The 25,376-nt window shown below is 65.5% G+C and carries 26 protein-coding genes; 16 read left to right on the forward strand and 10 right to left on the reverse strand.

Annotated features, from left to right (window positions below; genetic code table 11):
- The first annotated feature begins 25 nt into the window (after positions 1 to 25).
- From B2W55_RS20530 to B2W55_RS20550, 5 genes are all read left to right on the forward strand, one after another.
- Positions 26 to 634, forward strand: a complete 609-nt coding sequence (locus B2W55_RS20530) for a superoxide dismutase (protein ID WP_024582089.1) — start codon at positions 26 to 28, stop codon at positions 632 to 634.
- Positions 635 to 745: 111 nt separating this feature from the next.
- The gene (locus B2W55_RS20535) at positions 746 to 1,507 is read left to right on the forward strand and encodes a M15 family metallopeptidase (RefSeq protein WP_024582088.1); all 762 of its coding nucleotides are present in this window, start codon (positions 746 to 748) and stop codon (positions 1,505 to 1,507) included.
- Between the two features lie 132 nt (positions 1,508 to 1,639).
- Entirely contained in the window at positions 1,640 to 2,053 is a 414-nt protein-coding gene (locus B2W55_RS20540; RefSeq protein WP_024582087.1) for a hypothetical protein, read from the forward strand.
- 182 nt (positions 2,054 to 2,235) lie between these two features.
- Entirely contained in the window at positions 2,236 to 3,879 is a 1,644-nt protein-coding gene (locus B2W55_RS20545) for an acyl-CoA dehydrogenase family protein (RefSeq protein WP_024582086.1), read from the forward strand.
- Between the two features lie 122 nt (positions 3,880 to 4,001).
- On the forward strand, positions 4,002 to 4,775 hold the full coding sequence (locus B2W55_RS20550; RefSeq protein ID WP_024582085.1) for a CPBP family intramembrane glutamic endopeptidase: 774 nt from the start codon (positions 4,002 to 4,004) through the stop codon (positions 4,773 to 4,775).
- 39 nt (positions 4,776 to 4,814) lie between these two features.
- On the opposite strand, the gene B2W55_RS20555 is transcribed toward B2W55_RS20550, so the two are convergent.
- The 4 genes from B2W55_RS20555 to B2W55_RS20570 form a co-directional block, all read right to left on the reverse strand.
- Positions 4,815 to 5,354, reverse strand: a complete 540-nt coding sequence (locus B2W55_RS20555) for a chloramphenicol phosphotransferase CPT family protein (RefSeq protein WP_024582084.1) — start codon at positions 5,352 to 5,354, stop codon at positions 4,815 to 4,817.
- Positions 5,355 to 5,367: 13 nt separating this feature from the next.
- Positions 5,368 to 6,294, reverse strand: a complete 927-nt coding sequence (locus B2W55_RS20560) for an AEC family transporter (protein ID WP_024582083.1) — start codon at positions 6,292 to 6,294, stop codon at positions 5,368 to 5,370.
- A 2-nt stretch (positions 6,295 to 6,296) separates the two neighbouring features.
- Positions 6,297 to 6,779 (reverse strand): Holliday junction resolvase RuvX, encoded by a 483-nt coding sequence (gene ruvX, locus B2W55_RS20565; protein ID WP_024582082.1) that lies wholly within the window; start codon positions 6,777 to 6,779, stop codon positions 6,297 to 6,299.
- Positions 6,780 to 6,854: 75 nt separating this feature from the next.
- Positions 6,855 to 7,745, reverse strand: coding sequence for a LysR family transcriptional regulator (locus B2W55_RS20570; protein WP_024582081.1), 891 nt, complete (start codon positions 7,743 to 7,745; stop codon positions 6,855 to 6,857).
- A gap of 102 nt (positions 7,746 to 7,847) precedes the next feature.
- Between B2W55_RS20570 and B2W55_RS20575 the strand changes: the two genes are divergently transcribed.
- The 9 genes from B2W55_RS20575 to B2W55_RS20615 all read left to right on the forward strand — a co-directional run bounded on the left by B2W55_RS20575 (position 7,848) and on the right by B2W55_RS20615 (position 17,301).
- Positions 7,848 to 8,837 (forward strand): NAD(P)H-dependent flavin oxidoreductase, encoded by a 990-nt coding sequence (locus B2W55_RS20575; RefSeq protein WP_256372054.1) that lies wholly within the window; start codon positions 7,848 to 7,850, stop codon positions 8,835 to 8,837.
- A 23-nt stretch (positions 8,838 to 8,860) separates the two neighbouring features.
- Positions 8,861 to 9,937: an NAD(P)H-dependent flavin oxidoreductase gene (locus tag B2W55_RS20580; RefSeq protein WP_024582079.1), complete on the forward strand. Its 1,077-nt coding sequence runs from the start codon at positions 8,861 to 8,863 to the stop codon at positions 9,935 to 9,937.
- Positions 9,938 to 10,031: 94 nt separating this feature from the next.
- The gene (gene gatC, locus B2W55_RS20585) at positions 10,032 to 10,319 is read left to right on the forward strand and encodes an Asp-tRNA(Asn)/Glu-tRNA(Gln) amidotransferase subunit GatC (protein ID WP_024582078.1); all 288 of its coding nucleotides are present in this window, start codon (positions 10,032 to 10,034) and stop codon (positions 10,317 to 10,319) included.
- 66 nt (positions 10,320 to 10,385) lie between these two features.
- Positions 10,386 to 10,625, forward strand: coding sequence for a hypothetical protein (locus B2W55_RS20590; RefSeq protein WP_024582077.1), 240 nt, complete (start codon positions 10,386 to 10,388; stop codon positions 10,623 to 10,625).
- Complete coding sequence (gene gatA, locus B2W55_RS20595; protein WP_024582076.1) at positions 10,626 to 12,101, forward strand: Asp-tRNA(Asn)/Glu-tRNA(Gln) amidotransferase subunit GatA; 1,476 nt, start codon at positions 10,626 to 10,628, stop codon at positions 12,099 to 12,101.
- A gap of 3 nt (positions 12,102 to 12,104) precedes the next feature.
- Positions 12,105 to 12,386: a hypothetical protein gene (locus tag B2W55_RS20600; RefSeq protein ID WP_029879313.1), complete on the forward strand. Its 282-nt coding sequence runs from the start codon at positions 12,105 to 12,107 to the stop codon at positions 12,384 to 12,386.
- Positions 12,387 to 12,551: 165 nt separating this feature from the next.
- The gene (locus tag B2W55_RS20605; protein WP_024582074.1) at positions 12,552 to 13,913 is read left to right on the forward strand and encodes a patatin-like phospholipase family protein; all 1,362 of its coding nucleotides are present in this window, start codon (positions 12,552 to 12,554) and stop codon (positions 13,911 to 13,913) included.
- Between the two features lie 118 nt (positions 13,914 to 14,031).
- Entirely contained in the window at positions 14,032 to 15,519 is a 1,488-nt protein-coding gene (gene gatB / locus B2W55_RS20610; RefSeq protein WP_024582073.1) for an Asp-tRNA(Asn)/Glu-tRNA(Gln) amidotransferase subunit GatB, read from the forward strand.
- A gap of 1,515 nt (positions 15,520 to 17,034) precedes the next feature.
- Positions 17,035 to 17,301 carry a hypothetical protein gene (locus B2W55_RS20615; protein WP_024582072.1) on the forward strand — a complete coding sequence of 89 codons (267 nt, stop codon included), beginning with the start codon at positions 17,035 to 17,037 and terminating at the stop codon, positions 17,299 to 17,301.
- Positions 17,302 to 17,348: 47 nt separating this feature from the next.
- Here B2W55_RS20615 and B2W55_RS20620 read toward each other — a convergent pair whose 3' ends face one another.
- The 4 genes from B2W55_RS20620 to B2W55_RS20635 form a co-directional block, all read right to left on the reverse strand.
- Complete coding sequence (locus tag B2W55_RS20620; RefSeq protein WP_024582071.1) at positions 17,349 to 18,113, reverse strand: sulfite exporter TauE/SafE family protein; 765 nt, start codon at positions 18,111 to 18,113, stop codon at positions 17,349 to 17,351.
- A gap of 73 nt (positions 18,114 to 18,186) precedes the next feature.
- Positions 18,187 to 18,888: an AraC family transcriptional regulator gene (locus B2W55_RS20625; RefSeq protein ID WP_024582070.1), complete on the reverse strand. Its 702-nt coding sequence runs from the start codon at positions 18,886 to 18,888 to the stop codon at positions 18,187 to 18,189.
- Between the two features lie 85 nt (positions 18,889 to 18,973).
- Positions 18,974 to 20,236 carry an MFS transporter gene (locus B2W55_RS20630; RefSeq protein WP_029879309.1) on the reverse strand — a complete coding sequence of 421 codons (1,263 nt, stop codon included), beginning with the start codon at positions 20,234 to 20,236 and terminating at the stop codon, positions 18,974 to 18,976.
- Positions 20,233 to 20,739: a PaaI family thioesterase gene (locus B2W55_RS20635; protein WP_024582068.1), complete on the reverse strand. Its 507-nt coding sequence runs from the start codon at positions 20,737 to 20,739 to the stop codon at positions 20,233 to 20,235. Before B2W55_RS20635 ends, B2W55_RS20630 begins: the two co-directional genes overlap by 4 nt.
- Positions 20,740 to 20,932: 193 nt before the next feature.
- Here B2W55_RS20635 and gcvA point away from each other — a divergent pair, with 193 nt between their 5' ends.
- The gene (gene gcvA, locus B2W55_RS20640) at positions 20,933 to 21,835 is read left to right on the forward strand and encodes a transcriptional regulator GcvA (protein WP_029879306.1); all 903 of its coding nucleotides are present in this window, start codon (positions 20,933 to 20,935) and stop codon (positions 21,833 to 21,835) included.
- Positions 21,836 to 21,852: 17 nt separating this feature from the next.
- Here the strand turns inward: gcvA and B2W55_RS20645 are convergent, their stop codons facing one another.
- The gene (locus tag B2W55_RS20645; protein WP_024582066.1) at positions 21,853 to 22,626 is read right to left on the reverse strand and encodes an AraC family transcriptional regulator; all 774 of its coding nucleotides are present in this window, start codon (positions 22,624 to 22,626) and stop codon (positions 21,853 to 21,855) included.
- A gap of 112 nt (positions 22,627 to 22,738) precedes the next feature.
- On the opposite strand from B2W55_RS20645, the gene B2W55_RS20650 reads away from it, so the two are divergent.
- Positions 22,739 to 23,644 carry a DMT family transporter gene (locus tag B2W55_RS20650; protein WP_024582065.1) on the forward strand — a complete coding sequence of 302 codons (906 nt, stop codon included), beginning with the start codon at positions 22,739 to 22,741 and terminating at the stop codon, positions 23,642 to 23,644.
- Positions 23,645 to 23,760: 116 nt separating this feature from the next.
- On the opposite strand, the gene B2W55_RS20655 is transcribed toward B2W55_RS20650, so the two are convergent.
- Positions 23,761 to 25,359 (reverse strand): hypothetical protein, encoded by a 1,599-nt coding sequence (locus tag B2W55_RS20655; protein WP_244442231.1) that lies wholly within the window; start codon positions 25,357 to 25,359, stop codon positions 23,761 to 23,763.
- Between the last annotated feature and the right edge of the window lie 17 nt (positions 25,360 to 25,376).

Here is a 25,376-nt window from a genome sequence, read left to right on the forward strand (position 1 = left end):
AGCCGATGAATGGAAGGATAGTCTCTTGTTTCAGCTCCCGACCTTGCCTTACCCGATCGATGCGTTGGCGCCGTACATGTCCGCCCAGACGCTCGAATTCCATCACGGCAGGCATCACAAAGCCTATGTCGACAAGCTCAATGAACTGACGGCGGCCGGCCGGTACGATGGCATGGATCTCGAAGCGATCATCAGGACGAGTGCCCAAAACCCGGCCGACCGCACGATCTTCAATCAGGCGGGTCAACACTGGAACCACAGCCACTTCTGGCTCGGCATGAAGAAGAACGGCGGAGGTCCGATCCCGGGTAATCTCGAAAAGCGTGTCATTGCCGACTTCGGGTCGGTCGAGAAATTCAAGGACGACTTCAAGTCCGCCTGCATCGCCCAGTTCGGCAGCGGTTGGGCATGGCTGGTGTTCGATGGCGAGAAATTGGCCGTGACCAAGACCGGAAATGCCGACACGCCACTGACCGAGGGGCACGCCGCGCTTCTGACCTGCGACGTCTGGGAGCATTCATACTACATCGACTATCACAACCTCAGGCCGAAATATGTCGATGCCTTCTTGTCGAACCTCGTTGATTGGGAAACGGTGACCGCGCGATTTGAGCGTGCGATCAAGGCCAGCTAGGATCGGAGCCCACGCAAAGTATCCCGGACCGGTCTTGCGGTAGTCTCGATCCGCGATGATGCGCGTGCCGTCGCCGCAGGCGACGGACAGCGCATGGGCGGGGATTGATGCATGAGCGTGCGCCGGCCGAGAAGCATCTTGATTGTCGCGGCCACGATGGCCGCGAGTTCACCGGCCGCTGCGCAGGGCCTGCCCGGCGACTTCGCGTTCCTTCGCGACATCGATCCGACCATCATCCAGGACATCCGCTACGCCGGCGCGAACAATTTCATGGGACGGCCGATCGCGGGCTATGGCGCGGCGGAATGCGTGGTCAGGCGGGATGTGGGGCTTCGCCTCAAGGCCGTGCAGCAGGAACTGGCACCGCAGAAACTGTCGTTGAAGATGTTCGATTGTTACCGGCCGGCCCGCGCGGTCGCCGACATGGTGGCATGGTCGCAGAATGGCCGCGAGACCGCGGCCGAACGGCGCTACAACCCGGCATTCCCGAAGGCCGATCTGTTCCGGCTGGGCTACATCGCCACCCATTCCGGCCATTCGACCGGGGCGGCGGTCGATCTGACGCTGGTCGACCTGACGGCGGACAATGCGGGAAAATTCGATCCGGCGCGCGCCTATGCCGACTGCACGGCGCCGGCCGCGATCCGCGCGCCGGAGGGCAGCGTCGACATGGGCACCGGTTACGACTGTTCCGATCCGAAGGGGCATACCGCCGCGCGCTCGATCACGGCAGCGCAGCGGCGTTGGCGGACGCGGCTGGTCGCGGCCATGGCCGGGCAGGGCTTCGTGAACTTTGCAAAGGAATGGTGGCATTTCTCGCTGCCGGGGGCCGGCGGGCAGGCCTGTGATTTCCCGATCACGCGGCCGCGCTGACGCGACGGAATTTCCTCAAATCCAAGGTATTTCCGCAACAGTGTGGTTGCCGTCGCGCAAGCCACGGCGCGTGCATTCAAGACTCCTTAAGGCCCCCGTCTATCATGGTTGGACGGAGCGGGAGCACAGCACATGCGTCTGGCGGCCCTTGCGATCATTCTGGCCAGTGCGGTTGGCATCGTGGCCTACGACCAGTACGACAAGAGCACCAACTACACGCGCGTCGATGCGCGCGTCAGCGGCGTCAACGACCAATGCTATCTGGAAAAGATCGAGCGCGGGATCCTCACCAAGACCAGGTGGACCTCCGACATGGTCGGCTGCGAAGCTGCCGAACTGATGCGGAAAGACAATCCGAAGTGGCAGGGCTACAATGTGGGGCACAAGATTGAGCTGCGCGTCGTCTATGTCTCGCCGGTCGACGGCATTTCGCACCAGTCGGTGCTGCGGATGGCGTCGTTCCCGTGCGGCCAGCCGCTGCACGCCGGCGATCTGCTTCCGGTCCTGGCTTCCAGGACCAAGGTGGACAGGACACGCTTGACCTGACCGCCCGCCGCCCGGGCGTCTGGCATGGCAGGTCTCGCTGACGTGTACTTTTTGCTGCCCCGCGCCGGATCGCAGGCTTATGATCCTCCGATTCCATTGCGCTGCTGCCGGCGCATGATCCTCGCCGCTGCAAGCCGGTATTCCCGGCCTTGTGCGCGACGAGATTGTTCCCCGAGGAGACCATGACGCAGGCTCCGTTTGCCACCCACGACGTGCTGAACCAGTCGCCGCCGTTCGAGAACATCGACCTGTTCACGGCCGACGCACCGTTGGTTGCGGCGGTTGCCGCCAATGGCGGGACGGCGGCAGCGGTCGAGCTGTCCGACTTCGGCAAGCATTGGGGCTCCGCCGCGATGGCGGAGCGCGGCCGCGTCGCCAACGAGAATACGCCGAAGCTGCGCAGCTTCGATGCCAGGGGCAATCGCCGCGACGAGGTCGAATTTCATCCGGCCTATCACGAGCTGATGGCGCATTCGGCCCATGCCGGGGTGCACAATTCGACCTGGAGCGCCGAGGGCAAGCCCGCTGGCGGAGCCGCCGAGGTGGTGCGCGCGGCGAAATTCTACATCGCGTCGCAGGTCGAGACCGGTCATCTCTGCCCGATCACGATGACGCGCGCCTCGGTCGCGGCGCTGGCCTCGCAGCCCGACATTCTGGCGAAGACGATGCCGGTCATCGGCACGCGCGCCTACGATCCGAGCTTCGCGCCGTGGTGGAGCAAGCGCGGCATGACGCTCGGCATGGGCATGACCGAAAAGCAGGGCGGCACCGACGTGCGCGCCAACATGACGAGCGCCGAGCCTGATGGCGCTGCCTACCGCATCACCGGGCACAAATGGTTCATGTCGGCGCCGATGTGCGACGCGTTCCTGGTGCTGGCGCAGGCAAAGGACGGCTTGAGCTGTTTCTTCATGCCGCGCTTTGCACCCGACGGCACAGTGAATGCGATCCACTTCCAGCGGCTGAAGGACAAGCTCGGCAACCGCTCCAATGCCTCCTCCGAGGTCGAATTCCACGGCGCCCATGCCGAACTGATCGGCGAGGAGGGCAAGGGCATCCGCACCATCATCCAGATGGTGCAGCTGACGCGGCAGGATTGCGCGATTGCATCCGTAGGCCTGATGCGCTCGGGGCTGGCGCATGCGCTCAATCACGCGCGGCATCGCAGCGTGTTCCAGAAGCATCTTGCCGATCAGCCGCTGATGCAGGCGGTGCTGTCAGACATGGCGCTGCATGTCGAGGCATCGGTAGCACTGGTGATGCGGCTCTGCCGCGCCTTCGACCGCGCGCCCGGCGATGCCGGCGAGGCGGCCTATATGCGGTTGCTGACGCCGGCGATCAAATACTGGACCTGCAAGAGCGCGCCCGGATTCGTCTACGAGGCGATGGAGTGCCTCGGCGGCAATGGCTATGTCGAGGAGGGTATTCTGGCGCGCCACTACCGGGAGGCGCCGGTCAACGCGATCTGGGAAGGCTCCGGCAACGTGATGTGCCTTGACGTGCTCCGCGCACTCGGCCGCGAGGCGGATGCCGCGCTCGCCGTGTTGCGCGCGCTCGCCGAAGCGACCAGGGGCCTGCCGGGGGCCGTCGAAACCGTCGCATCGATCGGGCAATCGTTCCGCCGGCCCGACAGCGAGCGCCTCGCGCGGCTTGCGGTCGAGAAGCTCGCGCTGCTGGCCGCGACTGCGGCGCTCAACCAGGTCTCGCCGCCAAGCGCCGAACTGTTCGCGGCGACACGGCTCGCCGGAAACCATGCCGGCATGTACGGCGCGGTCGACCTCTCCGATGCCGATCAGCGCGCGCTGCTGGCGCGGGCGCTGCCATGATTCACCACCGTCATGCCCGGCCTTGTGCCAGGCATCCACGTCCTTGTTTCGATCGAGCAAGAAAGACGTGGATGGCCGGGACAGGCCCGGCCATGACGAGCCGATAGAACCGAGGTTCGCTGATGGATTCTGTTACGCCGCAAGACACTGCTGCCGCTATCGATGCTGCGCCGCGCCCTCCGCGGGTCTGGAAGTTCTGGGGCACCGCGCTGTGGGGCCTCGTGATCTTCGCCGCGATGTTCGTCGGCCAGGTTGGCGTCATCATCTACCGCATCATCGCGCAGGGTGCCGAGCTTTCGGTCGCCGGCATCACCCATGTGGTCGCCGACGGCCTGACGATCTCGCTCTCGGTGCTCGCCGGCCTGCCGATGGTGCTGCTGGCGCTGTGGTTTGCGATCCGCCGGACCCGGATCCCGTTCGCCGATTATCTCGGGCTGCGCGGGACGTCGTGGAAGAACGTGATCATCGGCATCGTCGCGCTGGTCGTGCTGGTCGGCGCCTGGGACATGGTGTCCCGCGCCGCCGGCCGCGACGTGACGCCGGGCTTCATGGGCGACGTGCTGAAATCCGCGCAGGAGCACAGCGCGCTGTGGCTGCTGGTGATCGCCTTTGCGGTTGCCGCACCGCTCTGGGAGGAACTGTTCGCGCGCGGCTGGCTCTATCGCGGCTGGTCCGAATCCAGGCTCGGCCCGATCGGCGCGATCCTACTGTCGTCGCTGGTTTGGACGCTGATGCACCTCCAGTACGACTGGTTCTTCCTCTGTGAGGTGCTGTCGATCGGGCTGTTGTTCGGTTATCTGCGCTTCCGCACCGGTTCGACCTGGCTGACCATCCTGCTGCACGGATTGAACAACCTTGCGGCGACGATCCAGACCTGGTGGCTGGCGGGGCAGTAGCACCTTCGCCAACCGTCATTGCGGGGAGCAGCCGGACGTTCAGGCGTTCGAACGAAAACTCGAAGAGCGTTTTGCGGACCGCCAGGCTGCAAGGAGCCTTTCGACGTTGGCGTCGACACCGTCGGCCGTATCCAGCTCGAGGTCGTAGGCCTTGCCGGCGTGGATGGTCTCGTAGTCGCGTTTCGCGCTGCCTGCGGGTCTGTCGCCGCGCCGTTGCTCCCGTTCGATCAGGACATCGAGCGGGCAATGCACGGCGACGAAGAACACGTCGTGGCCGGCCAGCAGGTCGCGAAGCGTCTCCAGCCAGCCCTCGGTATCCAGGATGTGCTCCAGGATGAGGTCGTTGCCCGCATCCGCGTAGGCGGCGAGCGAGGCGTGGAAGCCATCGAAGAACGCTCGCCGCGCGTCCTTCCAGGCGAATTCGCCGCTCTGGAAGCGGCTCATCGGAAGCACGCCCGAGTCGCGAAGGTGATCGATCGAGATATGCCAGAACGGCTTTTCGATGCGGGCCTGCAAGGGTTTCGCGATGGTCGATTTTCCGCTGCTCGAAGCGCCATGAAGAAAGATGATCTGCGCCATCGCAGTGTTTCGCTTACGGTCCGACCGCGGCGATCACGAGCGGCATCGTGACCGCCGCCAGGATGGTTTGCAGCGTGATGATCTGGGCCAGCAGGGGGGCATCGCCGCCCATCTGGCGCGCCAGCACATAGGCTGACGGCGAGGTCGGCACCGCGGCGCAAGCCGCGACGATGGCGAGATTGGAGCCGGTGACGCCGAACCACACCGCGAGCGCAACCGTGAGCACGGGCATCGCCACGAGCTTCAGTACCAAAGCAACGCTGGCGGCGAGGCTGGGGCGGAAGATGCCTTCCGGATGCAGGCCGGCGCCGGTGACCAGCAGGCCGATCGCCAGCGACGAGCCGCCGAGCGCGTCGGCGACGTCGTGCCAGAGCTGCGGCAGCGGGACGTGCGCGACATTGATGGCGAGGCCGATCACGCAGGCCCAGATCAACGGGTTCTTCAGCACCGTCATCACGATGGCGCCGACGGATCGCTTCTCCGACGAGGCATATTTCGCCAGCACGGCGACGCTGAAGACATTGACCAGCGGGATGATCGCGACCATCGCGACCGAGGCGAGCGCGAGGCCGGTGCTGCCATAGAGATTGCGCGACACCGACAGCGCGACATAGGTCTGCCAGCGGGTCGCGCCCTGGAAGATCGAGGTGAAGGCCGGGCCGTCGACCCCGGCACGGGCGAGCGGGCCGCGCAGCGCAAGGCAGAACAGGCACATCACGAGCGCCGCGAGCAGCAGCGCGCCGCCGACGCCGGCAACCGGCACCTTGGTCAGGTCGGCCTTGACCAGCGTCTGCACCAGCAGCACCGGGAACAGAACATAGTAAGTGAGCTGCTCCAGCCCGTGCCATTGGCTGTCGAGCCGCATCAGCGTCCGCTTCAGGATGAAGCCGAGCACGATCAGCAGGAACACCGGCAGCAGGGCCGCGATCACCACGGCCATGGTCAGCGGTCTCCGCGCAGCTTGGCGAGGCGGTCGAGCGCGCCTTGCAGGATGAAGATCGCGGCGTGCTCGTCGATCACTTCGGCGCGGCGGGCGCGGCTGACGTCCATCCCGATCAGCTCGCGCTCGACCGCGGCGGTCGAGAGCCGCTCGTCCCACAAGCCGATCGCAAGCGTGGTGAGGCCTGCGAGATTGCGGGCAAAGGCCCGGGTCGATTGCGCGCGCGGGCCCTCGCTGCCGTCCATGTTGATCGGCAGGCCGAGCACGAAGCCCGCGGCGTTGCGCTCGGCCGCGATCGCGAGCAGCCGCGCCGCATCGGTCTTGAATTGCTTACGCTGGATGGTCTCGACGCCGGTGGCGAGCCGCCGGTCCGGATCGGAGACCGCAACGCCGATGGTCTTGGTGCCGAGGTCGAGGCCGATCAGCGCACCGCGATCGGGCCAGTGCGGCGCGGCTTCGATCAGGGGAAGGATGAGGGCGGGCATGGCGCTAGCGCTTAGCACGCGGCCACGCGCCGAGGCAAAGTCCGGCGGCGGGCTGGCGCCATGCGAAAACGCCGGTCAGGCGGCAATCACCCGGTCGTCGTTGCCGAGGCACGCGGCAAGCGCCTGCAAGGGACTGTATTGATGCGATGTGCGGCGCTGGATGAACAGCGTCTCGACATGTGCGTGTTGCGAGCCGAGCCTGTGGATGTTGACGTCGCGGAGCACATGATCGCGCTCGACGACGGCACGCGGCAGCAGGGTGACCCCCATATCGGCGGCGACGCAGCCGACCATGCCGTCGAGCGTGCCCAACTCGAAGCGGACGGCAGACGGCCAGCCGAACTCGGTGAACACCTGTTCGAGACGCTGCCGGTAGGTGCAGCCGGTGCGGAACACCAGCGCGGTCGGACCCGACTCCGAGGTGCCGGCGCGTAGCGCCGCGAGCGATTTCCAGCGCGGCGCGGTGACCAGCACCAGTTCCTCGGTGAACGCTGATGTCGTTGACAGGTCGGCGTGCTCGATCGGGCCGGCGACGAAAGCGCCATCGAGCGAACCGTCGAGCACGGCGGCGACGAGATCGGCGGTTGTCGCGGTGCGCAAGCTCAGGCGCACGGCAGGATAACGGCGGTGGAACTCGGCCAGCAGTGTCGGCAGTCGCACCGCGGCAGTGGTTTCCATCGAGCCGATCGACAACGGGCCCTTCGGCTCGCCATCGTCGCGCGCGGCGAGCACGGCCTCGCGCGACAGCGCCGCCATCCGTTCGGCATAGGGCAGCAAGCGACGGCCGGCGCCGGTCAGTGACATGCCGCGGCTGTGCCGTTCGAACAGTGGGGTGCCGATCTCGGCCTCCAGCGCCTTGATGCGCTGGGTGACGTTGGACTGCACGGTATTGAGCTCTTCGGCGGCCCGGGTGATGCCGCCAAGCCGCGCGACCGTGGAAAAGGTGAGCAGGTCGGTCAATTCCATCTGGGATCACCGTTTTATTTTAGAGATGGTAGCGTTCTCTAGTATTCATTTTCGGAGAATGTTAGGCCGGCTTAAGCTGCGAGTCCAGAACAGCAAGTCCAGATCAGGGAGCAACGCATGCCGATCGGCACCGACTTGACGGCGCGTCTGGGCATCGAACATCCGATCCTGGCGGCGCCGATGGCGATGATCGCGGGAAGCCGGCTGGTCAGGGCGGTGAGCGAGGCGGGCGGCTTCGGCATTCTGGGCGGTGGCTACGGAGACAGGGCCTGGCTTGAGGCAGAAACCGCAAAGCTGAAGGGGTCCGCAAGGCCATTCGGCATCGGCTTCATCACCTGGGGCCTCGCCAAGCAGCCCGAACTGATCGACATCGCGCTGGCGGCGCGGCCGCGCGCGGTGATGTTGTCGTTCGGCGATCCCGCGCCGTTCGCGTCTGCCATCAAGGCGGCGGGCGCGCTGCTGATCTGTCAGGTGCAGAATGAGGAACTCGCTCAACAAGCGCTCGATTGCGGCGCGGATATCCTGATTGCGCAGGGGACCGAGGCGGGCGGTCATGGCGCCTCGCGCACCACGCTCGACATCGTGCCTGCGATCATCGATTTCGCGGCAGGGCGGGTACCGGTCGTCGCGGCGGGCGGCATCGCGGATGGCCGCGGCCTGGCTGCGATGATGATGCTCGGCGCCTCCGGCGTGCTGATGGGCACGCGCTTCTATGCCAGCCTCGAAGCTGATGCGCCGGAGCGGGCGAAGCAATTGATCCGCGCGGCGAAGAGCGGCGAGACGGTGCGCGGCGTGGTGATGGACTGGTCGCGCAAATTGATGTGGCCGGCACCGTTCACCGCGCGGTCGCTCTCCAACGATCATTCGCGGCGCTGGAGCGGCCGCGAGATCGAGCTGATGCAGCGGGCGGATGAGATCGCGGTGGAATATGCCGCCGCGAGGGAGGCGGGCAATTTCGACATCGCCGCGGTGTTCGCCGGCGAATCCGTCGGCTTGATCCATGATATCGTTCCCGCGGCCGAGATCGTCGGCCGCATCGTCGCCGAGGCCGAGCAATCGCTGCACGGCAGGCGCAACTCTCTTCCTCTTTGACCTGAACAAGTGCGAGGCACACCATGTGGCCAGACCGTCGATTGATCGATCGCTTCAAGACCGAATTCCCGATCGTGCTGGCGCCGATGGCGGGCGTAATGGATGCCGAGCTGGTGATCGCAGTGGCGCAAGGGGGCGGGCTCGGCTCACTGCCATGCGCGATGCTGTCGGCCGAGAAGGCCCGCGAGCAGGTCAACATCATCCGCCAGCGCGTCTCCGCGCCGGTCAACCTCAACTTCTTCTGCCACAAGGCGGTCGACGCCGATCCGGCGCGCGAGGCGCGATGGCGGCAGCGGCTGGCGCCTTATTTTCGCGAGCATGGCCTCGATCCGGATGCGGCGATCAACGCCGCCAACCGCGCACCGTTCGATGCGGCCTTCTGCGCCGTGGTCGAGGAATTGAAGCCCGAGGTCGTCAGCTTCCATTTCGGCCTGCCTGAGCCAAAGCTCCTCCAGCGGGTGAAGGGAGCGGGCGCCATCGTGATGTCGTCGGCGACCACGGTGAAGGAGGCGATCTGGCTGGAAGAGAACGGTGCCGACGTCGTCATCGCGCAGGGCGCCGATGCCGGCGGCCATCGCGCCATGTTCCTGACCGAGAATATCTCCGAACAGCCGGGCACGTTCTCGCTGCTGCCGCAGGTGGTGGATGCGGTGAAGGTGCCGGTCGTCGCCGCCGGCGGCATTGCCGACGGGCGCGGGATCGCGGCGGCGTTCGCGCTCGGTGCATCCGCGGTGCAGATCGGCTCGGCCTATCTGCGCTGCCCGGAATCCAAGGTGACCCCGCAGGGCCGTGTCGCGCTGGCGCAGGCGAGCGACGAATCGACCGTCATCACCAACGTGATGACCGGGCGCCCGGCGCGTGGCGTCGCCAACCGGGTGATGCGCGAGGTCGGCCCGATCTCACCGGATGCGCCGGCATTTCCGCACGCGGCGACCGCCCTCGGGCCCCTGAAGGCGGCTGCCGAAAAACAGGGCAAGGTCGATTTCACCAATCTCTGGGCCGGGCAGGCGGTGCGGATGGGCAAGGAAATGCCGGCCGCCGAGCTGACCCGGGCGCTGGCCGGGGCGGCGCTGGCACGGATGGGGCAGCTGGCGGGCTGATTTTGCCCCGGTTTCCAGCGCGGTTGCGGCGCAAAACCGGCCTCTGCTATACGGCAGGCTGACCTTTCAGCCTGACCACCCGAGGCCCTATATAATGTCCGTAGACGCCACGACCGTCCGTCGCATCGCGCATCTGGCGCGGATCGCGGTCAGCGACGCCGAAGTTCCCCATCTCCAGGGCGAGCTGAACGCGATGCTGGCCTTCGTCGAGCAGCTGTCGGAAGTGAATATCGACGGCATCGAGCCGATGACTTCGGTGACGCCGATGGAGATGAAGAAGCGCGCCGATGTGGTCAATGACGGTGAGATCGCCGATGTCATCGTCCGCAACGCGCCGGATACCGTGAACGACTTCTTCCTGGTGCCGAAGGTGGTCGAGTAACACTCGCCTGGTGTTTTCGAGCGAACTGGATGCCGGAAGCGCATCAAACAAAAGCGACAAAGTCCAATGTGTCTGCTCTGCGACGATGAGAAGGCCTACAAGGCCTATATGGATTTCCTCGATGTGATGGAGCGCAAGGGGAAGGTCGCCGATCCCAATGAGGCGATCGACGCCGTGCTCGACCAGCTCGAGGCGCTCGACGCCGAGCGTGCCAAGGAGAACGCCAAGGCAAACAGGGCGCGCCTGGACGATCCCGCCAACGACAAGACCCTGTCTCCGTTTTTCTGCAGCCCGATCAACAAATAAATGACCGATTTGACATCGTTGACGATCGCCGAGGCCCGCGAGAGCCTGGCGAGCAAGTCTTTCACCGCCGTTGAGCTGACCGATGCGCATCTCGCCGCCATCGAGGCCGCGCGGGTGCTCAATGCCTATGTGCTCGAAACACCTGACCGCGCCCGCGAGATGGCGAAGGCGGCCGACGAGAAAATCGCAAAGGGTGAGGGCGGCCCGCTGGCCGGCATCCCGCTCGGCATCAAGGACCTGTTCGCGACCCGCGATATCAGGACCACGGCGTGCTCGAAGATCCTCGGCAACTTCATCCCGCCTTACGAGTCGACGGTGACCTCGCAGCTGTGGCGCGACGGCGCCGTGCTGCTCGGCAAGCTCAACAATGACGAGTTCGCGATGGGCTCGTCGAACGAGACCTCGTTCTTCGGTCCGGTCACCAACCCGTGGCGCCGCGAAGGCTCTAACACGACGCTGGTGCCAGGCGGTTCGTCCGGCGGCTCGGCCTCGGCGGTGGCGGCGTCGCTCTGCATGGGCGCGACCGCGACCGACACCGGCGGCTCGATCCGCCAGCCTGCTGCGTTCACCGCAACCGTCGGCATCAAGCCGACCTATGGCCGTTGCTCGCGCTGGGGCATCGTGGCGTTCGCATCCTCGCTCGACCAGGCCGGCCCGATCGCGCGCACCACGCGCGATGCCGCGATCCTGATGCGCTCGATGGCCGGGCACGATCCCAAGGACACCACATCGGTCGACATCGCGGTGCCGGACTACGAGACAGCGATCGGCAAGTCCGTGAAGGGCATGAAGATCGGCATCCCCAGGGAGTATCGGCTCGACGGCATGCCGGCCGAAATCGAGAAGCTGTGGAGCGAAGGCGCGCAGTGGCTGAAGGCCGCCGGCGCCGAGTTGGTCGAGGTGTCGCTGCCGCACACCAAATACGCGCTGCCGGCCTATTACATCGTGGCGCCTGCCGAGGCCTCGTCAAACCTCGCGCGCTATGACGGCGTGCGCTACGGATTGCGCGATCCGGGCAAGAACATCATCGAGATGTACGAGAACACCCGCGCCGACGGCTTCGGCGACGAGGTGCGCCGTCGCGTGCTGATCGGCACTTATGTACTCTCGGCCGGCTATTACGATGCCTATTATCTGCGCGCACAAAAGGTGCGTACGCTGATCAAGAAGGATTTCGAGGACTGCTTCGCCAAGGGCGTGAACGCGATCCTGACGCCAGCGACGCCGTCAGCCGCGTTCGGCATCGGCGAGAAGGGCGGCGCCGATCCCGTCGAGATGTATCTCAATGATATCTTCACGGTGACCGTGAACATGGCGGGCCTGCCCGGCATCGCGGTGCCCGCGGGCAAGGACAGCCAGGGCTTGCCGCTCGGCCTGCAACTGATCGGCCGGCCGTTCGACGAGGAGACGCTGTTCTCGCTCGGCGAGGTGATCGAGCAGGCTGCCGGCCGCTTCACGCCGGCGAAATGGTGGTGAGCGATGGCCGAGTTCCGCGCCAGCCTGCATGACGCTGTGCCGGACTCGACGTTGTCGCCCGCGCTCGCGGCGTTGTGGTGGGCGGCGAAGGGCGATTGGGACCAGGCGCACCGCATCGTGATGAATGAGAGCGATGCCAGTTCGGCTTGGGTGCACGCTTATCTGCATCGCGTCGAAGGCGATCTCGGCAATGCCGGCTACTGGTATCGCCAGGCCGGCCAGCCGGTCGCCAAGGACATGGTCGAGGCCGAGTGGGAACGGATCGTCGCCGCGTTGTTGGCCTGAACGATCGGTACCAGATGCGGTGTCTCGGCACCGCGAACATTAACCCTGTTTCGGCCGCCATGCCGCCGCCCAGATTGGCCGTGATAGGCTGGTGAACCGGGCGGGGGCCAGCGGCAAAGAGAGTATTTCGTGCGTGGGTCGGGGATAGGGGGATGGCTGTCAGCGATGCTGGTGGCCGTGGTGGCGGCGGGCCTTGCCGGCTGCGCGACCGTCTATAACCTGCCGGGCAACGTGCCGCTTGGCGCCGCGCTTGCCGACAACAGCAGTGCCCGCGACTTTCCGACCTATGAAGATGATTTGCTGCTCGCACTGTCGTTCTCCGGTGGCGGCACCCGCGCGGCGGCGTTTTCGTTCGGCGTGCTGGAGGAACTCGATCGGGTGCATTCCGGTGCCGCCGGCACCAAGACGCTGCTGGATCGCGTCGACTTCGTCTCCGGCGTCTCCGGCGGGTCAATCACCGCCGCCTATTTCGGATTGAAGCGGCGTGCGGCGCTCGATGATTTTCGTGAACGCTTCTTGCTGCGCAACGCCGAGGAAGGCCTGAAGACCCAGATCTCGCTCGGCAATATCGGACGCGCACTGGGTGGCGGCGTCAACGACAGCCAATTCACCGACTGGCTCGATCGCAATCTGTTCAACGGTGCGCGGTTCGAGGCGTTGCCCGACGACCGCCGGCCGCGGGTCTGGATCAACGCATCCGACATCTACAACCGCACGCCGTTCGTGTTCGGCAAGACCTCATTCGATGCGCTGTGCAGCGACATCCGCTCCTATCGTGTCGCCGAAGCGGTGGCGGCATCCGCGGCGGTGCCGCTGGCGTTCGCGCCGATCGTGCTGGAAACCTTCCCCGGCGGCTGTGCGGCGCCGCTGCCGCCCTGGCTCGAACGGGTACGCAACGATCCGAACGCGCAGCCGCTGTTGCGCTCCTATGCCGAGGCCCAGGCACGCTACCGCGACGGCTCGATGCGCTACGTCAAGCTGCTCGATGGCGGGCTGGTCGACAATTACGGCCTGTCGGGGCTGAGCATCGGCTTGCTCGCGGCGCAGCGTCCCTACGAGCCCTTGAGCGAGCGGCAAGCGGCCAAGCTCAAGCGCATCCTGTTCCTGGTGGTCGACGCCGGCCGCGGCATCTCCGGCGACTTCGTGCAGACGCTCGAAGGGCCGAGCGGCGTCGAACTGGTGTCGGCGGCCGCCGACACCGCGATCGATGCCAGCGTGCGATCGAGCTACGCGGCCTTCACCGCGCTTGCCAACGACTGGTCGGGCAAGCTGAAGCACTGGCGGTGCGGACTGTCGGCGGCCGATCGCAGCCGTCTCGGCGTCGGGCCCGGCTGGAAATGCGGCGATGTCGCGATCTATGTCGAGCGACTGGGCTTCGACCGGCTCGGACCGGAGCGTGCCGGCATCCTGAACGCCATCCCGACCCGGCTTTCGCTGCCGCCGGAGCAGGTCGACCAGTTGATCACGGGCGGCGCGGACGCACTGCGCGCGAGCAAGGCCTTTCAGCAGTTCCGGCGCGGGCTCTGAGCAGCGCCGCATGCGACGGCGCGGCCGACGAGGGGCCGCAAGGCGGCTTGACTGGCGCGGTTGGTTGCGCGAAGCCCATTAGCATCCCAGATATCACTTTATCCGGACAACGAGATCCATGACCGCATCCGCCGCCCCGCACAGACTGATCAAGAGCGCCACCGGCGATTGGGAGGTCGTGATCGGCATGGAGGTCCATGCCCAGGTCACCTCGTCCTCGAAGCTGTTCTCCGGTGCGTCGACCGCGTTCGGCGGCGAGCCCAACTCGCACGTTTCGCTGGTCGATGCCGCGATGCCGGGCATGCTGCCTGTCATCAACGAGGAGTGCGTCCGCCAGGCGGTGCTCACCGGTCTCGGGCTGAACGCCCAGATCAATCTGCGCTCGGTATTCGACCGCAAGAACTACTTCTATCCGGACTCGCCGCAAGGCTACCAGATCAGCCAGTACAAGTCGCCGATCGTGGGCGAGGGCGAGGTGTCGCTCGAACTCGACGGCGGCCGTAACGTCACGATCGGGATCGAGCGGCTGCATCTGGAACAGGACGCCGGCAAGTTGCTGCACGACCAGTCGCCGACGATGTCCTATGTCGACCTCAATCGTTGCGGCGTCGCGCTGATGGAGATCGTCTCCAAGCCCGACATCCGCGACGCCGAGCAGGCCAAGGCCTATGTCAGCAAGCTGCGCTCGATCCTGCGTTACCTCGGCACCTGCGACGGCGACATGGAGAAGGGCAGCCTGCGCGCCGACGTCAACGTCTCGGTGCGCCGTTACGGCGAGACCGCGCTCGGCACCCGCTGCGAAATCAAGAACATGAACTCGGTGAACTTCATCGGTCAGGCGATCGAGTACGAGGCGCGGCGTCAGATCGAGATCATCGAGGATGGCGGCACGATCGACCAGGAAACCCGGCTGTTCGATCCGAACAAGGGCGAGACCCGCTCGATGCGGTCGAAGGAAGAGGCGCACGACTACCGCTACTTCCCGGATCCCGACCTCCTGCCGCTCGAGTTCAGTCAAGCCTTCGTCGACGATCTCAAGGCGCAGCTGCCGGAACTGCCGGACCAGAAGAAGTCCCGGTTTATTACGGGCTTCGGTCTGTCGCCCTATGATGCAAGCGTGCTGGTCGCCGAGCGCGAGAGCGCAGAGTTCTACGAGACGGTGCTGTCGGGCCTCGCCGACAAGGCGCGCGACGGCAAGCTCGCCGCCAACTGGGTGATCAACGAACTGTTCGGTCGGCTCAACAAGGAAGGCGTCGACATTGCAGCCTCGCCGGTGTCGGCACAGCAACTCTCCGCGATCGTCGACCTGATCGGCGAGGGAACGATTTCCGGCAAGATCGCCAAGGACTTGTTCGAGATCGTGTGGCAGGAGGGCGGCGATCCGCGCGCGCTCGTTGAAACGCGCGGCATGAAGCAGGTCACCGACCTCGGCGCGATCGAGAAGGTGGTCGACGACATCATCGCGGCCAATCCCGACAAGGTCGAGCAGGCCAAGGCGAAGCCCCAATTGGTCGGCTGGTTCGTCGGCCAGGTGATGAAGTCGTCGGGCGGCAAGGCCAACCCGCAGTCGGTCAACGACCTTCTGAAGTCCAAGCTCGGCATCTGAACCAACAGGACAATGATGTTGTCCTTGGCGTTTGATCCAACCGGATCATGCTCTCGCGTGATCGCATCTAGCGTCGTCGCGCGCGCGTGAACGCAGCGTGATCTCGCCTCACGGCCTCCCTTTGTCGCCTCGATGATGCCGTCGGTGCCGAATCGCGGGATCCACGATTCGACCGGGAATCGGGTTCGGATGACCTCAGACGAGGCAAAAGTTGGCTTACCCACGAAATTTTTTTCGTTGCCAAAAATTGCGACTCGGAGGTTGCGGCGCGCCGTTTCGCGCAAGCGCGTTCGACTCAGCGCGACCGCGATCGTGCGTCGCGTGTTCGAATGCGAATTCACGAATTGCCTACAATACAAGTGGTTTCCGACGACGTTGACAAATTCCGATGTCGGACGCGATTGCGTTTCTCGCATTGACGCTTGAACGCGTCGGCAAGTTTTCCGGCGACGCGCGCTGCGCGCACTGCCATCGCTGCGTCAACACTTCCTTAAGCGGGACACTGTTTTTTTTGGTCTGTTGGTGTATTCGGGAAGTAGTGCATATCGATTCCCGAGTGCACGCAGCGTAGAGCCATCTCACATACTGGAGGGCAACATGGCTAAGAAGGCAAAGAAGGCGAAGGCGAAGAAGGCGAAGAGCGCAGTGAAGAAGACTGCGAAGAAGACCCGCAAGGTCGCCAAGAAGAAGAAGTAAGCCTCTCGCCTTGAGAGGATTGCCGGCGGCTTGATGCCGGCACGTCGCGAGAGCCATCGGACGGACTGCTGAGAGGCACATCCACCCCAAGGCTCTGGCTGACGAAAGAGGGTGTCGGCGAGACATCAGGTCAAACGGCTGGATCGAATTTCGGAGAGGGTAACCTTCCCAAAACCGGTCCGGCAGAAGAAACAGAGATTTCTTCGTTCGGTGCGGAGCCCGCTTGGTTCCGCAGTTTCACCGGCGAGAATGCCGCGTTGAAATCTGGTCCTGACGTGTTCGCCGACCCCCTCGTTCCGGCGGCCTGCGCAGTCCGCGCCCCGGTATCCATTCCCCCATTCCAGTTCTAAATCGATGTCGAGCCTCGACGGCCGTGCGTTGTTGTGCGCGTGCCGGCCGCGCTCGCTGTCCTGCGTCGGCAAGAGGGACGTGCGCCCCTCCGTCGATTCGAAGACCGGTTGCCGATTTGGACCGGCCGACGCGCAGGGCCAATGTCCGCCATGGTTATCGATGTCCGAAACGCCAGGGTAAACCGGCGTTCACGAATGTGCGGAAATGCCTGCGGCACAGGCACTTCTGCGATTCCGGCAAAGCTTCCCGGCGCTGCCGGTTTACATCCCGTTCATCGCGATACTTAAACCGCTCTTCAAATTTGATGGGCCATGATCATCCCAACAAGCCGGCAACCGGCGAGCGGTGATCCAGCGGATCGGCGCGGCGCATGACGAAGGTCAGCGCGGACATAACAGGGCGTTTGAACAGTGGACGGGGGCCGCGCTCGGGGGAGGGCGGCCAACAACAAAAAGGGGAATGACGACAATGTTTCAGGGGGTCATCGATCAGGAAGCTGCCATCCCGGTTGCTGCGACCGCGATCCAGGACGTGCTGTTCGAGCGCGGCATGTACTGGGCAAGCGGCCGGTCCGGTGTGGTCAACCTCGTCGCGGCGCACAAATGGTTCAACCTGGCGGCGCTCAAAGGGCGCACCGACGCGATCTCGTACCGCCGGGAGGTCGCCGAGCAGATGTCCGATGTCGAGATCGCGGCTGCCCAGCGCGAAGCCCGCGCCTGGATGACGACGCACTAAGTTAAGTCTTCGCGATCGAGCTGGGAGCCTCGGCTCCCTCGCTCCAACTAGAGCCAGTATCGCGCGGCGTAGATCACGGTCATCACCGCCCCGGCCACAATGACGAATTGCCGGACGACGGTCGCGGGAAGCACCCGGATCAGGTGACCTCCCGCATAACCGCCGATCATCGCGCCGATCAGCATGGCTACGGTCTCCGGCCATCGCACCGCGCCTTGCACGATGAAGATCACGGTGGCGGCGAGCGACACGCAGGTCGCGAGCAGGTTCTTCAACGCCTTGATCGCCCTGATGTCGTTGGGCTCCGTGATCGACAGCACCGCGGTCAGGATGACGCCGAGCCCGGCACCGAAGAAGCCTCCGTAGACGCACGCGAGTCCGAGCACGGCACTGCTGATGCCGGTCGAGGGCAAGGCCGCGCCGGCCTGCCGTCCGATGGTCCAGGCCTGGATCTGCGGCGCGAAAGCAAACAGCAACGTCGCGAAGGCGATCAGCCCCGGAACCGGCAGGACGAACAGCCGTTCGGGAAGCAGCAACAAGACGCCGGCGCCGATTGCGCCACCAAGCGTGGAGACGATGATGAAGCCGAGCAGGCGCCGCGTCGGTGGCGGGATCTTGCCGCGGTCGGCTAGCGCTGCGATCAGGTGCCCCGGCGAGATCGCCACCGCATTCGATGCGTTGGCGATGACGGCGGGCAGGCCGGCCGCCAGCATCGCCGGAAACGTGATCAGCGTTGCGCCGCCCGCCAATGCATTGATGACGCCTCCCGCGACGCCGGCCGCGAGCAGCAGAAGACTTGTCTGGGGATCCATGCATCACCCTCGTTGAGGGTGAGCAGGCTAGCGGGTGGAGCGCCGGCCCGTCTGGAACGTCTGTGACGCGTCATCAGTCACGCCAGTAGACGCCGGGTGTGGTGCCAAAGGTGCGGCGGAACAGACGGGTGAGATGGCTCTGGTCGGCAAAGCCGGCATCGGCCGCCGCTGCTGCGATCGGCTCGCCGGCGCGCAGCAGTTGCCGGGCACGATTGAGCCGGGCCAGCAGGCGGAAGGCATGCGGCGAGACGCCGAGCTCGCGCCTCACCATGCGGCTGAAGCCTTCCCGGCTGCGTCCGAAGCCCGCCGCGATCTCGCCGATCGGCTCGGTGCTTCCCGTCAGGGCGGTGCCGAGCTTCGCCCTGCCGGTGAGCTGCATCGGGGGAGACGGCTCACGCGACAGGATGTCGCCGGTGATCCCGAGCATGTGCTCGGGCGATATCTCACCCAAGCGCCGAAGCCGTGTCCCGACGCTGATGATCCGTAGCGACGACGCGGCGCGGCTCGTTGGGACATAGGCATTCAGGCAAACCGTCTGATCCGGTGTCGGCAGCGGCGCATGGAGCATTCCGGCGGGAATGAGCGCGGCATGTCCGGCAGGCACCGTGACGGTCGCGCCGTCGATGCGAAAGGCGCGCGCCCCCGACAGCACCAGGACGATCTGGCTCTCGTCATGGAAGTGCGGCCTGAGGCCAGGCGAGCCGGCACCGGACCACGCCGCCAGTTCGACGATGTCGTCTCGATCTGCGCGGCGGTAGCTCCAGGCGTTGGTCATGGCGATGCGAGGGATCTCCGTGGCTCGAACCAGCGGGGGCGGTGATCCCCGAACCTAGCATTGATGCCACCGACGGTCATGGGGATCAACGCGGCGTGACTGTAGCGATCGGCGAGGCGGTTCGCATCGTGGCCATTGCGAGGAGGGCGGCGACCAGGTTGGCGGCTGCGCTGATCGCAATCGGAACGAGGTAGCTGTGGTTGATGTCGAACGCGAAGCCCGCGGCGCTTGGCCCGAGCAGCGTTCCGAATGCGACGCTGGTGTAGAGGATGCCGATGATGCCGCCGACATTGCGGCCGCCGAAATGGTCGGTGACCACGGCGGGCAGGATCGCGACCCAGCCGCCATAGAACACGCCGAACAACAGCGCGAAGACGGTCAGCGACCAGAATGCGCCGGCGAACGCCCAGATCGCCAGCGAGGCGGCCATTCCGAGATACATCGCGATCAGGAACGCGTCACGGCCGACCCGGTCGGCGATGCTCCCCAGGACGAAGCGACCGGCCGTGCTGCCGACGCCGATCATCCCGAGCAGTAGCACGGCAAGCGTCGGCGTCACCTGATGGTCGAGCGCGAACGGCACCAGATGCACGAAGGGCACGAACACGCCGAACGCACTGACCAGGCAGGCCGCATAGAGCCCCGCGAAGCGGGCGGTGCGTACCGCATGCCGGATCGAAACACCCTGACGCAGCGGCGGCCCTGACGCCATATCGAGCGGGTCGCCATCCGGTCCGGTGCCGTAGCGGCGCGGATCGTCCGCGATCAGGAGCGATGCGCCGATGCCGGCGATAACGGCAACGACGCCGAGCACGACATAGGCATCGCGCCAGCCGAGGCTCGCGATCAGCCAGGTGGCGAGCGGCGGCATCACCAATGTTCCGACCCCGATCCCGCTGACGGCGAGGCCCGACGCAAAGCCGCGCCGCCGGACGAACCAGCGTTGCACGGCACCCAGCGTCGGGACGTAGGCGCAACCGACGCCGGCGCCGATCCCGATGCTGTAGGCGGCGTAGACCTGAAGGATGGTTTGCGCCTGTCCCGCCAGCACCATGCCAAGCCCGATCAGCGCCATTCCAATTGCCGCCAGCCGGCGCGCGCCCCAGCGGTCGGCAAGCGGGCCCGAGACGATGCCGAGGCCGAAATACAGGAAGCCCGCGAACGAGAACACCAGCGACACCGAGCCGCGCGAGGCGCCGAACTCGCGTTGCAAGGACTCGACAAAGGATGAGAACGTGTAGGCGCTGCCGAAGCCGATGAACGTGACGACAAAGGCGGCCGTGACCACCATCCAGCCGTAGAACGGCTTCGCGCGTTGTTGTCTGGCGTGCATGGTGGCGCTCCTCATGATCGTTCTCCTTGCACCGCGCGGTCACTGGATCCGGCCGGCGGATAGAGCAGCATTTGCGTGCAGCGGAACAACGCGATCGTCTTGCCGGTCGTCTCGCTGCGGATCTCGGCATCCCACACCTGGGTGGTGCGCCCGGCATGAACGAGGCGCGCCTCGCAGCTCACGCCGCCTTCGCGCGCTGCGCCGATGAAATTCGTCTTCAACTCGCCGGTCGCGAAGCCGATGGCACTGTCCGGCAAGGACGCGAGGCAGCCGAACCCGCACGCGGTATCCGCCAACGCGACGATGCTCGCGCCGTGTAACAGTCCGTGCGGCGAGAAGTGCTTTGCGGCGATGTCGAAGCGGCCGCGGATGTGGCCGCGTTCGGCTTCGATCCAGCGAAAGCCCAGCAGGCCGGGCAGGGCGCCGGCTTGCGACGCGTTGATGCGATCGACGAGTCTGCTGGCGGGGCTACCTGCGCTGACTTCGCGCAGGTCTAATCTATCGGGGACCTCAAACATGCCTTGTCCTGGTTTCATGCGTGAACTGAAAGCCGTCGCTGGGAGGCATCGAAAGATTAGAAAATCTAACTTTTCAGCTAGGAATGCTCTGCGTTGACGAGGCTTTCAGCAGTAGGATAGGCTGATAGAGCGCGCAGAAGACCAGGTTGGCAAACCAGATTTGCTGCGAATTTTGGATTAGAAAATCTAAATCATGGAGAGCAGGCTTCCACCCCTGAACGCGCTCAAGGCGTTCGAGTCCGCCGCCCGCCACCTCTCGGTGAAGCTCGCGGCCGAGGAGCTGTGCGTGACGCCGGGCGCGGTCAGCCAGATGCTCAAGACCCTCGAAGCCCATCTGGGGGTGAAACTGTTCGAGCGGGTGCCGCGCGGCATCTATCTCACCGACGCCGGTCGCGACTATCTGCCGTCGATCCGCAATGCCTTTCGCCAGATCGCGGATGCGTCGCGCCGTGTCACCGCATCTGTCGATATCGGCACGCTGACGGTGAGCGTCACGCCATTCTTCGCATCGGCCTGGCTGGTGCCGCGCCTGGCGTCATTTCAGAATACGCATCCCGAGATCGATCTTCAGATCGTCACCGGTAACACGCTGGTGGACTTCTCGCGCAGCGGTGTCGACATCGCGGTGCGCCACGGCCTTGGCCGTTATCCGGGGCTGCGCAGCGATCGCGTCGTCACGGTCGAGATGGTGGTGGTGGCCGTGCCATCGCTGGTCGAGCGGCTCGGGCGGCCGGCATCTCCCGATGAGCTCGCGGGCTGGCCGCAGGTGCATGACGCCGAGCGCAAGGGCTGGAGCCTGTGGTTTCAGGCCAACGGCATCGCGGAGGTTCGGACGCCGCGCGGCCCCTCGTTCGATGACGGCAGCCTGCTGCTGAAGGCGGTGCTGACGGGGCAGGGTGCGGGGCTGCTGCCGGCGGCGATGGTCGCAGACCAGATCGCGCGCGGCGAACTGATCCAATTGCAGGACACCGCGCATCTGGAGGAATTCGCCTATTATCTCGTCTGTCCCGACAACAGGCAGTCGCTGCCGAAAATCGCGGCGTTCAGGGAATGGATCCTGGGGCCGGCCGCCCAGTCAGCGCCAGCCGAGCGTTAGCTCTCCGCCGTGAGGGCCTATCGATAGAAGGCGTTTGGCGGCACACCGAAATGCCGGCGGAACATCGCAGTGAACGCGCTCTGGCTGGCATAGCCGGCGTCGAGCGCGACATCGACCACCCGCGCGCCGCGCGCGAGGCGCTCGAGCGCGAACAGCAGGCGGGCCTGCTGACGCCACTCGCCGAACGTCATGCCGGTTTCCTTCGCGAACAGGCGATGGACGGTCTTCGACGTCAACTTCAGCCGGCGCGCCCACTGCTCGGCAGTGGAGGCATCGTCCGGGTGGCTCACCAGCGCCTCGCAAATCCGCGCGAGCCTCTCGTCGCGCGGCATCGGCAGATGCAGCGGCAGCACATCGACCTCGCGCAGCTGGTCGAGCAGCACCAGCATCAGGCGCTCGTCGCTGGTCGCGGGCGCATAGTCGAGCGGGACACGCATCGCAGCGACGAACAATTCGCGCAGCAGCGGCGAGACCGTGAACACGCAACTGGTCTGCGGCAGATTCGGCGCCGTGCCGGCGTCGACGAACACGGTGCGGATCTTGACCGCGCCGCACATGCGGACCTCGTGTTCCAGCCCAGCCACCAGCCACACCGCGCGATTGGGCGGCACCACCCAGGTGCCCTCGGCGCAGCGCACGATCATGACGCCTTCGATGGCGTAGAGCAGCTGGCCGCGCGGATGCGCGTGAAGTCCAGTCGAGGCGCCGCTCGGATAATCGATCTCCATCGCCGCCATCGGCCGTGCCGTGGCGTGATAGTCGAGGTGCCGTGTGATCAGCTCGTCGAACACGTCTTGATCTCGAATGTCCCAATTTCGCTAGGTTGGGTCATTCTAGCGTGAGACGGACCATCATGCGACAGCTAGTTGCTGGCGGGTATTCCTCGAACCCCGCGATCAGATCATGTTCAAGCAGAAAGCCGCACTTCTCTATCCCTTCGTCGCCATCGTGCTGTGGGCCGGCAACGTTATCGTGTCCCGCCTGTCGGCGCACACCATCGGTCCGCAGGCAATCACCTTCTATCGCCTGCTGGTCGCGGTCCTGTTGATGTCTCCGTTCGTGGCGCGCGCCGTCTGGCGCAACCGCCTTGCGATCTGGCCGCATCTCGGTCCGCTCGCGATCCTTGGCTTTCTTGCGATGTGCCTGTTCCAGAGCCTGTCGTATCTGGCGGCCGAGACAACGACCGCGACCAACATGGCGGTGTTCACCGCGCTGACGCCGCTGTTGACCGTCGCGCTCAGTGCCGCGTTGCTCGGCGAGCAGCCGACGTTCGGCATGATCTGCGGCGCGCCATTGTCGTTCGCGGGCCTGATCTATCTCGTTAGCGGCGGTGATTTGTCATCACTGCTGCGCAACGGCGTGCATGCCGGCGACGCATTGATGCTGCTGGCCGCGATCGTCTACGCGCTGTACGGCGTGCTGCTGAAGCGGTGGAATCTGCCGATCACCGGATGGCAGTCGACCTACATGCAGGCGCTGTGCGCGCTGGCCGTGATGTTTCCCGCCTTCCTCGCCACGCCGGCGCCGCTGCGCCAGGTCAACGCTGCGACACTGCCGCTGATCGTCTACGCCGGCGCGCTGGCCTCGGTCGTGCTGCCGTTCCTCTGGATCCGCGGCGTCGCGCAACTCGGCCCCAACCGCTGCGCGATCTTCATGAACCTGCTGCCGGTGCTGACCGCCGCCGCCGCGATCGTGATGTTGGGAGAACCGGTCAGGCCGTTCCACGTCATCGGCGGCGGTCTCGCGCTGCTCGGCGTCGCCTGCGCGCAGGCCTTTCCGCGGCCGCTGCTGAGAGTGCAGCGCGCCTGAACGGGTGGATCCCGTCGCGAGGTGATCGATCGCGCGGCTGCCGCAACTGGCGGCCTCGCGATCGGCGCCGCGGCGTCGCATCATTGACCGGGAGCTGCTGCGAGCGCGGCGATGGATCAGTGATCGATCCGATAGAGCTTCGCAAAGTTGCCATCGTAGAGCGACGACAGCTTCGCTATATGCTCAGGCTCGGGCGTTGGATCAATCAGCAGCACGTAGTCGAAATCGGCGCGCCAGCGGGCGAGGTACGGCGCAAACTGCAACGTCTCCTCGGAATATCGTTCGCTGGCCAGCGTGCTCCAGTCCAGCGGCTCCCCCAACGGGGTCGAAATCCGACGGAATGGCGGCAACACGGTCACCGGCTGTTGCGAAGGATCGGCGAACAGGGTCGGCCAAAATGCCGAGCGTTCGATCGCCAGCAAGGCGGGGAGGTGTCCGGTCAATCGGTAAATGCCGAACAGGGCCCTGCGCTCGGGATCGGCTTGCGCCACCTCTCCCTGATATCCCGTTGCAACCAGCACGCGCGCGCCGGGCTCGACACTGGCGATCGCAGCCCGCAGATCGGCGACGTCCTTGCGGTGATCGATCCACGTTGCCCCGACATAGGCGGAGCGGACGCAAATCAGGGCCGCCAGAGTGAACGCGACGAACATTGCCTCGCGCCGTGCGATCCGCGGTTGAATGCCCGCGAACAACAGCAGGGCGAACATCAGCGCCACGCGCAGATCGATGAAGGAGCCGCCCTTTAGCCGCAATGGCGCGGCGACGTAGACGATCGCCAGCACCGCCAGAACGAGCGGCAGTCCCGGGGCAAACGTGATCCGGCGGCGCATCGCGATCAGCACAACGGCAACCGCGACCGTGGTCACGAGTGTCAGAGCGACGCTCGTCGTCATGAATGGACTTACGAGCCTCATGACTTTGGAAATGGCCCGCCAGGCACCGAACGTCGTGGCCTTGTCGCCGAACGGACTCATGCCGTACAGCACCACGACGGGTCCGAGAGCGACCAGCATCGGGACGGCGGCCTTCAGGAAGGCGCGCGGCGTGAGTGTACCCGACTCGTGCCTCCTCCAGAGCTCGGCCACTTCGTCTGCTGCAATCAGCAGGAACAGCAACGCGAGCCCGAAGATATGGCTGAAGAAGGTCACGATCGCCGCTACCGCGCCGGCGACCGCCTTCCAGCCCGAACGATCCCGCCGACGAAGCGCGATCCAGGCAGCCGCGCCCGCCAGCGCCAGGCCAAGCGACAGCAGGTAGTTCATGAAGCCCAGGAAGAAGCACGCATTGTAGGCGACCAGTCCCGACGCCAGCGGCCAGTAGGAACGCGTACCGAACACGGTCCGATGGTAGATGATGGCCCCGGCCACCGGAGACATCAGGGACAAGGCCAGCAGCATCCGACCACCGGTGTGCGCATCGGTCATGCGCAGCAGTGCAGCGCCGATGAGGTCGACGCCGAGATTGGGCAGGACGGTCCAGTGCGGCGCATACATTTTCGAGAGAACTGGATCGTCGGGATGCGCCAGGATGAAGAACCGCGCGAGGTGGTTCGGATAGTCCAGGACCGGTGGAACATCGACGACGAAGAACGGCACGAGCAGCACGACGGCAAGCGCCAGGGCTGTCGCCAGCCACATCCGGGCAGCCGCGCTCACCAGTTGAGTTGGGGTGTTAGACGCCGCTACGACCGGCGCGCAAATCGGGAGGGACATTCCAACTTTCCGACAGC

The organism is Bradyrhizobium sp. UBA2491 (genome assembly GCF_002341725.1).
Taxonomy (GTDB): domain Bacteria; phylum Pseudomonadota; class Alphaproteobacteria; order Rhizobiales; family Xanthobacteraceae; genus Bradyrhizobium.